The 14,911-nt window shown below is 68.6% G+C and carries 10 protein-coding genes; 3 read left to right on the top strand and 7 right to left on the bottom strand.

Annotated features, from left to right (window positions below):
* Positions 1 to 70: 70 nt before the first annotated feature.
* The 5 genes from BLV94_RS14330 to BLV94_RS14310 form a co-directional block, all read right to left on the bottom strand.
* Entirely contained in the window at positions 71 to 520 is a 450-nt protein-coding gene (locus tag BLV94_RS14330; protein ID WP_244163596.1) for an AAA family ATPase, read from the bottom strand.
* A gap of 39 nt (positions 521 to 559) precedes the next feature.
* Positions 560 to 4,339, bottom strand: a complete 3,780-nt coding sequence (locus tag BLV94_RS14325) for a multifunctional oxoglutarate decarboxylase/oxoglutarate dehydrogenase thiamine pyrophosphate-binding subunit/dihydrolipoyllysine-residue succinyltransferase subunit (RefSeq protein ID WP_072948322.1) — start codon at positions 4,337 to 4,339, stop codon at positions 560 to 562.
* Positions 4,340 to 4,450: 111 nt separating this feature from the next.
* Positions 4,451 to 8,329, bottom strand: coding sequence for an ABC transporter ATP-binding protein (locus BLV94_RS14320; RefSeq protein ID WP_143051391.1), 3,879 nt, complete (start codon positions 8,327 to 8,329; stop codon positions 4,451 to 4,453).
* 50 nt (positions 8,330 to 8,379) lie between these two features.
* Complete coding sequence (locus BLV94_RS14315) at positions 8,380 to 9,159, bottom strand: ABC transporter permease (protein WP_072948324.1); 780 nt, start codon at positions 9,157 to 9,159, stop codon at positions 8,380 to 8,382.
* Positions 9,156 to 10,304 carry an ABC transporter ATP-binding protein gene (locus tag BLV94_RS14310; RefSeq protein ID WP_072948402.1) on the bottom strand — a complete coding sequence of 383 codons (1,149 nt, stop codon included), beginning with the start codon at positions 10,302 to 10,304 and terminating at the stop codon, positions 9,156 to 9,158. Before BLV94_RS14310 ends, BLV94_RS14315 begins: the two co-directional genes overlap by 4 nt.
* Before the next feature lie 125 nt (positions 10,305 to 10,429).
* On the opposite strand from BLV94_RS14310, the gene gad reads away from it, so the two are divergent.
* Positions 10,430 to 11,815: a glutamate decarboxylase gene (gad, locus tag BLV94_RS14305; RefSeq protein WP_072948326.1), complete on the top strand. Its 1,386-nt coding sequence runs from the start codon at positions 10,430 to 10,432 to the stop codon at positions 11,813 to 11,815.
* Position 11,816: 1 nt separating this feature from the next.
* Here the strand turns inward: gad and BLV94_RS14300 are convergent, their stop codons facing one another.
* Complete coding sequence (locus BLV94_RS14300) at positions 11,817 to 12,503, bottom strand: hypothetical protein (RefSeq protein WP_072948328.1); 687 nt, start codon at positions 12,501 to 12,503, stop codon at positions 11,817 to 11,819.
* Positions 12,504 to 12,602: 99 nt separating this feature from the next.
* Here BLV94_RS14300 and BLV94_RS14295 point away from each other — a divergent pair, with 99 nt between their 5' ends.
* Positions 12,603 to 13,457 (top strand): AraC family transcriptional regulator, encoded by an 855-nt coding sequence (locus tag BLV94_RS14295; protein WP_072948329.1) that lies wholly within the window; start codon positions 12,603 to 12,605, stop codon positions 13,455 to 13,457.
* Positions 13,458 to 13,461: 4 nt separating this feature from the next.
* Positions 13,462 to 13,857 carry a VOC family protein gene (locus BLV94_RS14290; protein ID WP_072948330.1) on the top strand — a complete coding sequence of 132 codons (396 nt, stop codon included), beginning with the start codon at positions 13,462 to 13,464 and terminating at the stop codon, positions 13,855 to 13,857.
* A gap of 10 nt (positions 13,858 to 13,867) precedes the next feature.
* Here the strand turns inward: BLV94_RS14290 and BLV94_RS14285 are convergent, their stop codons facing one another.
* Positions 13,868 to 14,905, bottom strand: a complete 1,038-nt coding sequence (locus tag BLV94_RS14285) for a glutathione S-transferase family protein (protein WP_072948331.1) — start codon at positions 14,903 to 14,905, stop codon at positions 13,868 to 13,870.
* Positions 14,906 to 14,911 lie beyond the last annotated feature (6 nt).

Below are 14,911 nucleotides of genomic sequence, written 5' to 3'. Positions count from 1 at the left end.
GTTTTCGGGCGCGAAAAGTTGCGCGTGTGCAGAGAAGTGGTGCATGCGGCCGGGCCCCGGCGTGACCGGGCTACAGATGCCGCAGGAAGGAGAGTTCCCAGATCTCCGCGCCCGGCGCCGCGGCGAGCAGGGGAGAGTGCGTCGCCATGATCACTTGCGAACCCTCCTCGGCTAGATCCGCGAGGACGCCGAGCAACGCCACGCACGACTGAAACGACAGCGCGGCCTCGGGCTCGTCCAGGATCCACAACCCCACGCCGATCGGAGGGTCGGCGACGTACCGCAGGAACGACTGGCCGTGCGAGAGCGTGTTGAACGATTGATCGCCTTCGCGGGGACGTGACTCGTCGGCCGCCCCGAACAGCGCATGCATCGACTCGGCCCGCAGGAAACACCCGCCGTACGGCCGCGGCCGGGCGCCGATACGTGTGAGGTGGCGACCGAGGTCCAGGTACCACGAAGCCGGGTCGAGTCCACTCCGTGGAGTGAACTCGACCCGGCTCAATGGCAGATCAGTCAATCAGACGCTCAGCTGAACGCTTCAGCCGTTTCACGCCCTTCAGCCGAAGGCTTCATCGATGATCTCCTGCTGTTCCACAGCGTGCACCTTGCTCGAACCCGAGGACGGTGCCGACATCGAACGACGCGAGATGCGCTTGATTCCGGACAGCTTGTCGGGCAGCAACTCGGGCAGAGCCAGACCGAAGAACGGCCACGCACCCTGGTTCGCCGGCTCCTCCTGAACCCACCGGAATTCGGTGGCGTTCGGGTAGCGGTCCAGCGTCTCGCGGAGACGACGGCTCGGAACCGGGTACAGCTGCTCGATGCGGACGATCGCGATGTCCTCGCGGTTATCCTTCTGCTTCTTCGCCAGCAGCTCCCAGTACAGCTTGCCGCTCACGAGGAGGACCCGGCGAACCTTGTCGCGTTCGGCGTTGCCCGTCTCGTACGTGGGCTCCTCGAACACCGAGCGGAACTTGCCGGTGGTGAAGTCCTCGACGTCGGAGACCGCGGCCTTGTTGCGCAGCATCGACTTCGGTGTGAAGACGACCAGCGGGCGGCGGATTCCGTCGAGCGAGTGGCGACGCAGCAGGTGGAAGTAGCTGGCCGGGGTGGACGGCACGGCCACGGTCATCGAACCCTCGGCGCACAACTGCAGGAAGCGCTCGATACGACCGGACGTGTGGTCGGGCCCCTGACCCTCGTGACCGTGCGGCAGCAGCAGCACGACGTCGGACAGCTGGCCCCACTTGGCCTCACCGGACGAGATGAACTCGTCGATGATCGGCTGTGCACCGTTGACGAAGTCACCGAACTGCGCCTCCCACAGCACGAGCGCGTCCGGGTTGCCCACGGAGTAGCCGTACTCGAAGCCGACGGCCGCGAACTCGCTGAGCGCGGAGTCGTAGACCAGGAACTTGCCGGGGTTCTCGCTGCCCAGGTTCTGCAGCGGGATGTACTCGGCGCCCGTCTTGCGGTCGATGAGGACCGAGTGACGCTGCGTGAACGTGCCGCGCTTGGAATCCTGGCCGGACAGGCGAACCATCTTGCCCTGGTCGACCAGCGAACCGAACGCCAGCAGCTCGGCGAAGGCCCAGTCGATCTTCCCCTCGCGCGACATTTCGCGGCGCTTCTCGATGACCGGCTTGACGCGCGGGTGGACGGTGAAGCCCTCGGGCAGGTTGACGAACGCGTCGCCGATCCGCTCGAGCACCGACTCGTCGACCGACGTCTTCAGCTTCGTGGGCAGCACCTGGTCGAGCTCGACCGACTCACTGGGCTCCGGCGTGTACTTCTCGAGTTCGCGAACCTCGTTGAACACCCGCTCCAGCTGACCCTGGTAGTCGCGCAGGGCGTCTTCGGCTTCCTTCAGCGAGATGTCGCCACGGCCGATCAGGGATTCGGTGTAGCTCTTGCGGACGCTGCGCTTGGTGTCGATCACGTCATACATCGCCGGCTGCGTCATCGAGGGGTCGTCGCCCTCGTTGTGACCGCGACGGCGGTAGCAGATCATGTCGATGACGACGTCCTTCTGGAACTTCTCCCGGAAGTCGACAGCGAGCTGGGCGACCCAGACACACGCCTCGGGGTCGTCGCCGTTCACGTGGAAGATCGGCGCGCCGATCATCTTCGCGACGTCGGTGCAGTATTCCGACGAACGGGAGTGCTCCGGGGCAGTGGTGAAACCGACCTGGTTGTTGACCACGATGTGCACGGTGCCGCCGGTGCGGTACCCGCGCAGCAGCGCCAGGTTCAACGTCTCGGCCACGACACCCTGACCGGCGAACGCGGCGTCGCCGTGCAGCATCAGCGGCAGGACGGTGAAGCCGTCCTCACCCTTGTCGAGGATGTCCTGCTTCGCGCGGACCAGGCCCTCGAGGACCGGGTCGACAGCCTCGAGGTGCGACGGGTTGGCCGTCAGCGACACGGTGATGTCGTTGTCACCGAACATCTGGATGTACGTGCCCTCGGCACCGAGGTGGTACTTCACGTCGCCGGAGCCGTGAGCGGCCGCCGGGTTCATGTTGCCCTCGAACTCCGTGAAGATCTTCGAGTACGGCTTGCCGACGATGTTCGCGAGAACGTTGAGGCGACCGCGGTGCGGCATGCCGATGACGACCTCGTCGAGCTGGTGCTCGGCGGCCTGGTCGATGACGGCGTCCATCATCGGGATGACGGACTCGGCGCCCTCGAGCGAGAAGCGCTTCTGGCCGACGTACTTGGTCTGCAGGAACGTCTCGAACGCCTCGGCGGCGTTGAGCTTGCTCAGGATGTACTTCTGCTGAGCGACCGTGGGCTTGACGTGGTGCGCCTCGACCCGGTCCTGCAGCCACTGCTGCTGCTCCGGCTCCAGGATGTGCGTGTACTCGACACCGACGTGGCGGCAGTACGCGTCGCGCAGCACGCTGAGCACGTCGCGCAGCTTCATCTTCTCCTGGGCGTGGAATCCGCCGACCTTGAACTCGCGGTCGAGGTCCCACAGCGTCAGGTCGTGCGTCGTGACGTCCAGGTCGGGGTGGCTCTTGAACTTGTCCTTGACGAACTGCAACGGGTCCGTGTCGGCCATCAGGTGGCCGCGGTTGCGGTACGCCGCGATCAGTTCGAGGACGCGGGTGTTCTTGTCGACCGCGCCTTCGGAGACGTCCTGGCGCCAGCGGACCGGCTCGTACGGAATGTGCAGCGAGTGGAAGATCTCGTCGTAGAACTCGTCGCTGATCAGCAGCTTGTGGATGGTCCGAAGGAAGTCGCCGGACTCCGCGCCCTGGATGATGCGGTGGTCGTACGTCGAGGTCAGCGTCATGAGCTTGCCGACGCCCATCTCGGCGATCTTCTCGTCGCTCGAACCCTGGAACTCCGCCGGGTACTCCATGGCGCCGGCACCGATGATGGCGCCCTGGCCGTTCATCAGGCGCGGCACGGAGTGCACGGTGCCGATGCCGCCGGGGTTGGTGAGCGAGATCGTGACACCCGAGAAGTCCTCGGCGGTGAGCTTGCCGTCACGCGCGCGCCGGACGATGTCCTCGTACGCGCTGTAGAACTGCGTGAAGTTGTGGGTGTCGGTGTTCTTGATCGCGGCGACGACGAGGGATCTGTTGCCGTCCTTGCCCGGCAGGTCGATGGCCAGGCCGAGGTTGGTGTGTGCGGGGGTGACCGCGTTGGGCTTGCCGTCGATCTCGGCGAAGTGCCGGTTCATGTTCGGGAACGCCTTGACCGCCTGCACGATCGCGTAACCCAGCAGGTGCGTGAACGAGATCTTGCCGCCGCGGGTACGGGCGAGGTGGTTGTTGATGACGATCCGGTTGTCGAACATCAGCTTCGCAGGGATGGCGCGAACACTGGTGGCGGTCGGAATGGCCAGCGATGCCGACATGTTCTTCGCGACGGCAGCAGCTGCGCCGCGGAGAACCTTCGACTCGTCGGCGGCAGGCGCGGGGGCGGACGCCTTCGCGTCCTTCGCCGGGGCGTCCTTTGCGGGTGCGGCCTTCTTGGGGGCCTCGGTCTTCGGGGCGGCAGCCTTCGGAGCTGCACCGTTGGGTGCAGTCTTGGCTGCGGCACCGTTGGCCGGCTTGGTCTGAGGCTGGGGTGCGGTCGCGGACTCGGAAACAGGGGGAGTCGAAGCCTTGGCGGAGGGAGCGGCAGCAGGTGCGGCGGTGGTGGTGCCGTTCGTGCCGCGTCCGTTGGCTGCGCCTGCCTTGGCGGCGGCTGCGTCGGGAGAATAATCCGTCAGGAATTCGTGCCAACTCGCGTCCACGGACGACGGATCGTCCTGGAAACGCTGGTACATTTCGTCAACCAGCCACTGGTTCTGTCCGAACTGGGATGTAGAGCTGCTGCTCACGGCAGGTGTTCGCCTCGTTTCTATTTCGGTACCCGATCAGAGCGCCTATATACATGAGACTAGCCCTCGCGTGTGACGTGTAGATCGCCAGGCCTGCACGTGTGAGCTGTCTCACGGCCAACCGATGGGGTCACCATCGATGACGGTTCTCGCCCCGCGATTATTCCCCGCCCCGGTCTCCGCCGCATCCCACAGTCCCGAATAGTGGCCACCGGCATAGCGCAGGGTGGCGTGCGATCCCGTTTCCACCACCCGGCCCTTGTCGATGACGAGGATCACATCTGCCCGGGCCGCGGTGGCCAGCCGGTGGGCCACCACCACCGACGTGCGGGTGCGTGTCACACGGCTGCTCGCCTCGAGAACTACCTGCTCGGTGGCCGGATCGAGCGTCGCGGTCGCCTCGTCGAGCAGCAGCAGATCGGGGTCGACCAGCTCGGCTCGGGCGAGCGCGATCAGCTGGCGCTGGCCCGCCGACAAACCCTGCCCGCGCTCGCCGATGGGGTGATGCATCCCACCCCGCAATTCGGCGATCGTGCCCAGTGCTCCGACCGCGCGGGCCGCGTTCTCGATCTCTTCCCGGCTCGCATCCGGGCGGCCGTACGCGATGTTGGTGGCGACGGTCCCGGTGAAGAGGTGGGCTTCCTGGGGGACGACGCCGAGCCGTCCGCGGTACTCGCCGAGTGGGTACCGGCGGAGATCCACGTCGTCGACGAGCACCGCCCCGGACGTCGGGTCGTAGAAGCGGGCGAGCAGCTTCACGATGGTCGACTTGCCCGCACCGGTCCGGCCGACGAGTGCGACGGTGGTGCCGGCGGGGATGTGCAGTTCGATGTCGGTGAGGGCGTCGCTGTCCGCGCCCTGATAGCGGAACCCGACGTCGCGCAGGCACAGCTCGCCGCGCAGATGCCCGTGGATCGGCTGGAGATCGTCACGGGAGGTCGCCCGCTCGATGGAGCTGGGTGTGCGGAGCAGGTCTCCGATCCGGAGCAGGCCCACACTGGCCTGCTGATACCCGTCGAACACCTGCGACAGCTGCTGGATGGGCCCGAACAGCAGCCCGAGGTACAGCACGAAGGCGACGAGGGTCCCTGTGGACGTGTGACCGCCCGCGACCTGGTGTGCACCGACGAACACCACGGCGGCCAGGGCGAGGTCCGACAGGTACGCGATGAACGGGAAGTACAGCGAGATCGCCCGCTGCGACCGCATCCGGCTGCGACGGTAGCTGTCGGCCCGCTCGGCGAACCGGCGGGCGGCGAACTCCTCGCGGCGGTATGCCTGGGCGGCGCGGAGCCCGGCGACGTTCTCCTGGAAGTCGGCGTTGACGAGGGAGATCCGCTCCCGCGAGACCGTGTACGCCACCGAGGAGATCCGGCGGAAGATCAGCGTCGCGACGAGGAGCGGCGGGATGACGGCGAGGGCCACCAGCGCGAGCGTGACGTTCGTGACGACGAGGGCGACCGAGATGCCGAGGACGGTCAGCACGCTCACCACAGCGGTGGACATCCCCGTCTGGATGAACGAGGACAGCGCGTCGACGTCGGTGGTCATCCGCGTCATGATGCGGCCGGACAGTTCGCGCTCGTAGTAGTCGAGCCCGAGCCGCTGCAGATGGGCGTAGCTGCGCACCCGCAACCCGAACAGCACCCGTTCTCCCGCTCGCGCGGTGAGCACCGTCATCAGGGCGACGACGAGCCAGCCGGCGACGACGAGCGCGACGCCCACCCCCGCGGCAGTCCAGAGCGTCGCGGCGTCCTGCGGGACGACACCGTGGTCGATCGCGTACCGGACGATGGACGGGAACGCGATCCCCGCCAGCGCGTCGAGCGCGAGGCAGACGACGACGGCCACGAGCAGGCCGCGGACGGGCCGCAGGATCCGCGACAGCCGGAAGTCGGGTTCGGGGAGGCGCAGGTTCCGCGTCTCGATGCCCGGGCTCTCGACGGCCGGCGGCAGCGCATTCACGGCGTCCCGGAGTTCGGGGGTGGCGGCCACGCTGCCCAGCGCTCCCGCCATCGGTCCGCCGCCGGCACGGCCGCCGGGGCCCGCGCCGGGGGCCGGGGTGCGGCCGGACGAGGCGGCCGCGACGGGTCCGTCCCATTCCTCGGCGTCCTCCGGCCACAACTCGGACTCGGACGGCACGCGCCGATACGGCATGGGGTCGCTCGGTGCGGGGACGCTGACGTCGATGGGGCCCGCGTTCTCGGCGGAGGCGAACAGTGCGCGGAAGAGCGGACACCGTTCGTCGAGTTCGGAGACCGTGCCGGAATCGACGATCCGTCCGCCGTCGAGAACGGCGACGCGGTCCGCGAGCGACAGCGTGGAGCGGCGATGCGCCAGTATCAGTGCCGTCCGGCCGTGGTTGGCGCGCAGTGCCTCGAAGATCGACGCCTCGGTGGTGGCGTCGACAGCGGACGTGGCGTCGTCGAGGATCAGCACCCGCGGGTCGGTGAGGAGTGCGCGTGCCAGCGCGATCCGCTGCCGCTGTCCGCCCGACAACGTGAGTCCGCGTTCGCCGACGACGGTGTCGTAGCCCTCCGGCAACGCGGAGACGAATTCGTCGGCGGCGGCCATGGCGGCGGCGGCGCGGATCTCCTCGGCGCTGGCGTCGGGCCTGCCGAGCGCGATGTTGGCCGCGATGGTGTCGGAGAAGAGGAAGGGTTCGTCGAACACGAGTCCGACCGCCTCACGCAACTGCTCGGCGCTCAGGGTGGACACGTCGAACGATTCGCCGCCGGACGTGAGGGACACCGAACCCGAGGACGGCGCGTAGAAGCGGGGGAGCAGCAGCGACAGTGCGGTCTTGCCGGAGCCGGCCATGCCGACCACCGCGACCGTCTCGCCGGGTGCGATCCGCAGGTCGAGCCCGCGATGGACGTGGCGCTCCGATTCGAACCCGAACGTCACCGAGCGCAGATCCACACCGAGCGGTCCGCCGGGCAGCGCGGTGGGGTGCGGTGGGTCCGCGACCTCCGGTTCGGCGTCGATCACCTCGTACACGCGCTCGACGGCGGCCCTGGACAGCTGGGCCATGATCACGACCGACGACAGGGTGCGGGTGACGCCGGTCATCGTGGCGACGTAGGTGGCGAAGGCGAGGAACGTGCCGATCGTGATGGTCCCGTGCAGTGCGAGGTAGCCGCCGATCGCGATGACGCCGACGAGGCCGAGTTGGGGCAGTGCCGCCATGGTCGGGGCGAAGCGCGCGTTGATCCGGGCGGCCCGCAGGCGTTCGGCGTACAGCGCCCGGCTGTGGTCCTCGAGTTGGTCGACGGCCCGGCGTTCCTGGCCGAAGCCCTTGACCACGCGGACACCGGTGACGGTTTCCTCGACGTGCTGCGCGAGGTCGGCCGCCCGCTGCTGCGCCGACCAGGTGGCCGCGAACAGCTTCGGTCGCATCGTGTACACGACGAGGCAGACCGCGGGAACGATCACCAGCGCGACGACGGTCAGCAACGGCGAGAGCCACGCCATGATCGCGAGGGCGAGGACGAATTGGAGCAGCGCTCCCGCCGACAGCGGGACCATTGCGAGCAGGCCCTGCACCAGCTGGAGGTCGGTGATGGACCGGGACACCACCTGGCCGGTGCGGATCTGATCCTGCCCCCGCCCGTCGAGCCGTTGCAGCGCGCCCAGCAGGCCCAGCCGCAGGTCGTGCTGGACGTCCAGGGACAACTTGCCCGCGAGCATCCGGCGACCGTACTGGCAGCCGAACCGCACGCACGCGAGCAGTGCGATGAGCAGTGCGGCGGTGCCGATCACCTGGGTGGCGCTACCGGAGCCCGCTGCGTCGACCGCGTACTTGGTGAGGAGGGGGAACGAGATATCGATGCCGGCGGCGATCACCGTCACGGTCAGGGCGCCGAGTGCGACACGACGGTGCGCCCAGCACTCACCGCTCAGCCGTCGAATCCAGCCCGGCCGTGCCTGATCCCGCTCCAGCGTCTGTTCCCGTTCGATCACCGAACCGGACGCACTCTCACCTACCACTGGGTCCACGTTAGCGCCGGGTACCGACAGGGCCGGTATCCGGCGCGGCGTCAGGTGATGTCGCGCTGCCGGGTGAGCGCCCAACCGCCTGCGACGAAGACCGCCGTCCACCCGAGCAGGGCGAGGGGTGCGGCAGGCCAGAGCGTCAGCCAGTCGATCTCGTTGCCTGCGGCCGCGTTGGCGACCGTCCCGAGGGTGGCGGACACGGGGAGGATGCCGCCGACGGAGCCGATGCCGATTCCGCTGAGGATCGAGCGGAGGATCATCTCGCCGAGGGTGTACCAGACGACGAGGGCGATGCAGCTTCCGACGGACGAGCCGGTGAGCATCGACACGCCGCCGCCGATGAGCGCCCAGAGTGTCGCGCAGATCAGGGCCGCCCCGAGCATCGCGAACAGGGATCCGCGCAGTTCGAAGGTGTCACCGCCGAACGTCAGCAGCAGGGCGACGCTGACCACCTCCACCACGAGGCAGTAGAAGAAGCCGAACGCCGCGGTGACGGCGAGCTTGGCGCCGATCACCCCGTCCCGGCCGCGGGCGGTGAGGAACGTGGTGGTGAGCGTCTTGTACCGGAATTCCGTGCCCACGTTGACCGCCCCGAACAGTGCGGCGAACAGGACGACGAGGGCGACGGCGACGGCCAGCCCGAACAGGGTAGCGGCGAGGTTGGCCTCGTTCGGATCGGCCTCGAACGCGTCGGTGAAGGCGCGCATCACCGGAAGGGTGATCGCGCTCGAGAACATTCCGACGATCAGCGGTGCCAGACCGAGCATCCACCAGAAACGCAATGTGGTGACCTTGCGGAATTCCGCGGTGAGCAGCGTTGTCATCGCGGACCTCCGGACATCGGACCCTGCTGGGGGTGTGCGGGTGGTGGGCCGTAGCCCGGTGGCGGGGCATATCCCGGTTGTGCGGGGTAGCCGGGCGGCGGCCCGTAGCCGGGTTGCGGGGCGTAACCCGGTTGTGCGGGGTAGCCGGGCGGCGCGTACCCGGGCTGGGGAGCGTACGTCTGCGGCGGGCCGTACCCCGAGGGCGCGGCGGGGCTCGCCCCGGCGACGTACTGGCCCGCGGTCATCGACAGGAAGAGCTGCTCGAGGTCGATGTGATCGCCGACGGCCCCGAAGATCGTCACCCCGGCTCCCGCGGCGACGGACTCGACGAGTTCGAGGGACGCACCGACGACGGCGAGGCGCCCGTCGGCGAGCGAGCGGGCGTCGACGATGCCCTTCGCGGCCAGGGCGGTCGCCAGCGCGGCCGGGCTCGACGACGCGACCAGCAACCGGCTCTGCTGCGACTTGCGCAACTCCTCCATGCGTCCCTGGTAGACGAGGGAGCCGCGGCTGACGATCACCAGATTGTCGACGGTCTGCTCCACCTCGCGGAGGATGTGGCTCGAAATCAGCACGGTGCGGCCGGATGCGGCGAAGCCCTTCAGGAATTCGCGCAGCCAGGCGATGCCCTCGGGGTCGAGCCCGTTGGCCGGTTCGTCGAGGATCAGGATCCGCGGATCACCGAGCAGCGCCGTCGCCAGCGACAGCCGCTGACGCATGCCGAGGGAGAAACCGCCCGCCTTGCGACCGGCGACGTCCTCGAGCCCGACGAGTGCGAGCACCTGGCGTGCGCGTGCGTCCGGAACGCGGATCGCGGACGCGTACACCTTCAGGTGGTCGAGTGCCGTCCGGTTGGGGTGCAGGCTCTGCGAGTCGAGGACGGCGCCGACCGTGCGCGCGGGGTCGACGAGGGAGCGGATCGGGACGCCGGCGACCGTGGAGGTGCCGGACGTCGGCTTCACGAGACCGAGGATCATCCGCAGCGTCGTGGTCTTGCCCGAGCCGTTGGGCCCGAGGAATCCGGTGATCGATCCCTGCGGCACGGTGAAGCCGAGGTCCGTGACCGCGTCGACGTTCTTGAAGCGTTTCGACAGCCCCCGCACCTCGATCGGCGCCGCGAAACTTCCCGGGATTACTGTGGTCAACCCGTCCTCCCCTGCCACAATCGAATGGAACTGTTCCGACCCTACTGGGCTGCCGTGCCGAGATTCACCAACTGCGTACAGGCGTCGCGACGGCGCTTGCTGACACCAATCGATTGGGGACGCACATGAGCAAGCACCACCATCATCACCAACGCGACGTCATCTCTCCCGCGTACACCGGGCGCCTCTCGGTCGACCCGTTTCCGGCGTTGCGGATGCCGGACGACGAAACCGATCCCGAGGCCACGTACCGGTTCATCCACGACGAGTTGATGCTCGACGGCAGTTCCCGGTTGAACCTGGCCACGTTCGTCACCACGTGGATGGATCCCGAGGCCGACAAATTGATGGCCGAGACGTTCGACAAGAACATGATCGACAAGGACGAGTACCCCGCGACGGCGGCGATCGAGGCCCGCTGCGTGTCGATGGTGGCCGATCTGTTCCACGCCCCCGACCTGTCGACCACCGACCCGGCCAGCGCCACCGGCGTCTCGACGATCGGTTCCAGCGAGGCGGTCATGCTCGGTGGGCTTGCGCTCAAGTGGCGGTGGCGGGCGAAGCAGGAAGCGGCCGGGAAGGACACTGCCCGGCCGAATCTGGTGCTCGGCAGCAACGTCCAGGTGGTGTGGGAGAAGTTCTGCCGGTACTTCGACGTCGAGCCCAAGTACCTGCCGATGGAGAAGGGCCGCTACGTCATCACGCCCGAGCAGGTGCGGGACGCGGTCGACGAGAACACCATCGGTGCGATCGTGATCGTGGGCACCACCTATACCGGGGAACTCGAGCCGGTGGCCGAGATCGCGGCAGCGCTCGACGCGCTCGCCGCGTCCGGCGGCCCGGACGTCCCGATCCACGTGGACGCGGCGAGCGGCGGCTTCGTCGTCCCGTTCCTGCAACCGGAGTTGTTGTGGGACTTCCGGGTTCCGCGCGTCGCCTCGATCAACGTGAGTGGTCACAAGTACGGGTTGACGTATCCGGGGATCGGGTTCGTGGTGTGGCGTGAGCGTGAGTACCTTCCCGAGGGGCTGGTGTTCCGGGTCAACTACCTGGGCGGCGACATGCCGACGTTCACCCTCAACTTCTCGCGGCCCGGTAATCAGGTGGTGGGCCAGTACTACAACTTCCTGCGGCTCGGCCGGAAAGGCTACCGGTCGATCATGGAGACGCTGCGCGACACCGCGGTCCGGGTCGGCAAGCGCATCGCCGAGCTCGAATACTTCACCCTCATCACGGACGGGACCGACATACCGGTGCTGTCGTTCGAACTGGTCGGCGACCCCGGGTTCACGGTCTTCGACGTGTCACACGAGATGCGGGCGCGGGGCTGGCAGGTGCCCGCCTACACGATGCCCGCCGACGCGGAGGACGTGGCGGTTCTGCGCATCGTCGTCCGCGAGGGCTTCAGCGCCGACCTGGGGACCCTCGTCGCCGAGGCGATCGAGGAAGTGTGCGCCGAACTCTGCGAGAAGGGCGGCGGGCGTTCGACGGAACAGCACTTCGCCCACTAGGTCACGCTTCGATCGCGCGGAGCTCGTCCGGCCAGCGGGCAGGCGCGGGACCGAATGCCTCCCGCGAGTTCTTGATGACGCCCTTGCCGATGGCCCGGTTGCCGGCGCCGCCGATGGCGGCGCCGATGCCGGCGGGCACGAGTTTGCCGAGGATCAGCGCGCTGCGGCGAGCGGCGTACTTGGTGATGAACTTGCGCACCAGCGTGCTGTTCATGCCCTTCATCGTGGGGCCGGGGATGCGGCTGGTGATGGCGCTGGCCCAGTTCTTCGCCGTCACACCGGTCGCCTTCTGGACGATCTCCATGCCCGATTCGCCGAGGGCCACCGAGAGGACCAGTGCGCGCCGCTGCTGATGGTCGGCGGCGGAGATGCCGTGCACCGACGCGACGGCGAGGGTGAGCAGCGCCGCCGCTTCCAGGAAGAACGCCGATTCGGCGCCCACCGCCGCGATGGAGGCGACAGTGCCGACCCCGGGAATGGCGGCGGTGGCGCCGACGGCGCTGCCGCTGCCCGTCACCGCCAGCAGGAACATCTTCTCCATGCGCTCGACGATCTGCGCGGGCGACTCACCGGGGTGCGAGCGCCGGACCCATTCGACGTACTTGGCCACCGCGGGCGCCTGGAGCCGGCTTCCGTTGTCGAGGACCGAGACCAGTACCTTCTCCACCGGTCCACCATTGCCAGCCATCGGGGCTCCCGTCTCGCCTAGTGCTTCGAGTGTGCTGGCACCGACTGTAGGTGAGCGAACGCCGTGGCCGCTGTCGGCGCCGTTGCCTAGGCTGGTGTCGTGAGCGTCGCCGACAGCGATACCGCGGTGTCGTCCGGGGCCTTCCGGCGCCCGGCCGCACCCCTGCGCGCCCTGGTCACGGGGTACGACGGCTACCGGCTCGCCGGGTTCGAGCCCGGCATCCATCTCGGTCTGCCCTCGCCCTGCCTGACGGTGATCGTGACGATCGACGAGCCGCTCGACATCGCAGCCCAGGCGGCGCCCGAGCAGGCGCCCGGTCGATACGACACGCTGGCCAGCGGCATCGCGACGGCACCGGTGACGATCCGGCACGACGGCAACCAGCACGGCGTCCAGCTGGCACTCAGCCCGCTCGGCGCCCGGGCGCTGCTGGGCGTGCCCACCGCCGCCCTGGGTGCGTGGGTCGTCGGCCTCGAGGACCTGCTCGGTTCCGATGCGGGGGAGTTGACGGAACGGCTGTCCCTCGAACCCGGCTGGGACGGGCGGTTCGCGATCCTCGACGAGATCCTCACGCGCCGCGCCGCGCCTGCGGAGATCGACCCGCATCTCACCCGCGCCTGGCACCTGCTCGTCGCCGGCGGCGGTGTCCGGGTCGGCGACGTCGCGCACGAGGTCGGCTGGAGCAGAAGGCATCTGGTGAACAGGTTCGTCGCGGAGTACGGCGTGACGCCCAAGGACGTGGTGCGGTTGTCCCGCTTCGATCGTGCGCACCGGATGCTCAAGGGGGCCGCCGGGGCGACACTCGCCGACGTGTCCGCGGTGTGCGGCTACTACGACCAGGCCCACATGGCGCGGGACTGGCGCGATCTCGCGGGAGTCCCGCCGTCGCGGTGGCGGGAGATCGACCCCTTCTCATTCGTCCAAGACCCCGACCCCGACGACGGTGCACGGTGATGTCATGACTACTTCGACGCAAACCACATGTGTGTGGCCCACGCTCGTCTACCGCGACGCGCGGGGCGCGATCCGCTTCCTCGTCGAGGCCTTCGGGTTCGCCGAGAAGGCGGTGTACGGCGAGGGCGACCGGGTCGATCACGCCGAACTCGGCTGGCCGAAGGGCGGCGGCATCATGCTCGGCTCACCCCGCGACGACTCGGTCATCAGCGACCTGCCGCCGGGGACGGGGTCGGTGTACCTCGTCGTCGACGACCCCGACGCACTCCACGCGCGCGCCGTGGCCGCCGGCGCCACGATCGTCGCCGGACTGAAGGACGAGGACTACGGCTCGCGCGGATTCACCTGCCGCGACCCCGAGGGCGTGTTCTGGAGTTTCGGCACCTACGCCGGCGCCTAGATCCGCCCGATCACACGCCGTGCCCGGCCGGGACCTCCTCGCCGGGCTTCGGCGGAGGCGGCGGGGTGCCGTCCCCGAACGGCCTGCCGCCCAACCCTTCACGGCCGTGCGGCGTGAGCCAGCCGGACAGGTCGGGGCCCTTCGGCACGATCTGCGTGGGATTGATGTCGGTGTGCACGATGTAGTAGTGCTGCTTGATCTGGGTGAAGTCGATGGTGTCGCCGAACCCGGGCGTCTGGAAGAGGTCGCGCGCATAGCTCCACAGGACGGGCATCTCGTCGAGTTTGTTCCGGTTGCACTTGAAGTGCCCGTGATAGACCGCGTCGAACCGTGCCAGGGTGGTGAACAGCCGCACGTCGGCCTCGGTGATGGTGTCCCCGACGAGGTACCGGCGGTCGGTCAGCCGCTCCTCGAGCCAGTCGAGGCGGGCGAACAGGCGGTCGTAGGCGGACTCGTACGCCTCCTGGGATCCGGCGAATCCGCACCGGTACACACCGTTGTTCACGTCGCGGAACACGAGGTCGGCGACCTCGTCGATCTCGTCGCGCAGCGGCCCGGGGTAGAGGTCGGGCGCACCGTCGCGGTGGTACCGCGTCCATTCCGACGACAGGTCCAGGGTGATCCGGGGGTAGTCGTTGGTGACCACCTGCCCGGTGGGGACGTCGACGATCGCCGGTACGGTGATGCCCCGCGGGTAGTCGGGGAAGCGCGCGAAGTACGCGTCCTGCAAGCGCGGGATCTTCAGCACGGGGTCGAGTCCGCCCGGGTCGAGATCGAAGGTCCAGCTGCGCTTGTCGTGGGTGGGGCCGCACAGCCCCATCGACAACACGTCTTCGAGCCCGAGCAGCCGCCGGACGATGATGGCGCGGTTGGCCCACGGGCAGGCGCGGGCGGCCACGAGTCGGTAGCGGCCGGGCTCGACGGGATAGCCGTCGCGGCCGTCGGCCGTGATGCGGGTGGGGATGTAGTGCGTGTCGCGCGTGAACTCGGCGCCGGATTCGACGTATGCGCCTTCCGTGCCGTGCGGTTCTGCCGTTCGGTCTGTCATGGTCGA

Source organism: Rhodococcus koreensis (assembly GCF_900105905.1).
GTDB lineage: Bacteria > Actinomycetota > Actinomycetes > Mycobacteriales > Mycobacteriaceae > Rhodococcus_F > Rhodococcus_F koreensis.
This window is presented reverse-complemented; position numbering and strand designations above follow the sequence as displayed.

Excerpts from the sequence above, each read along its gene's own strand:
- BLV94_RS14300 (WP_072948328.1), bottom strand. The coding sequence starts at position 12,503 with ATGGCTGGCAATGGTGGACCGGTGGAGAAGGTACTGGTCTCGGTCCTC.
- BLV94_RS14315 (WP_072948324.1), bottom strand. The coding sequence starts at position 9,159 with ATGACAACGCTGCTCACCGCGGAATTCCGCAAGGTCACCACATTGCGT.
- BLV94_RS14285 (WP_072948331.1), bottom strand. The coding sequence starts at position 14,905 with ATGACAGACCGAACGGCAGAACCGCACGGCACGGAAGGCGCATACGTC.
- BLV94_RS14290 (WP_072948330.1), top strand. The coding sequence starts at position 13,462 with ATGACTACTTCGACGCAAACCACATGTGTGTGGCCCACGCTCGTCTAC.
- gad (WP_072948326.1), top strand. The coding sequence starts at position 10,430 with ATGAGCAAGCACCACCATCATCACCAACGCGACGTCATCTCTCCCGCG.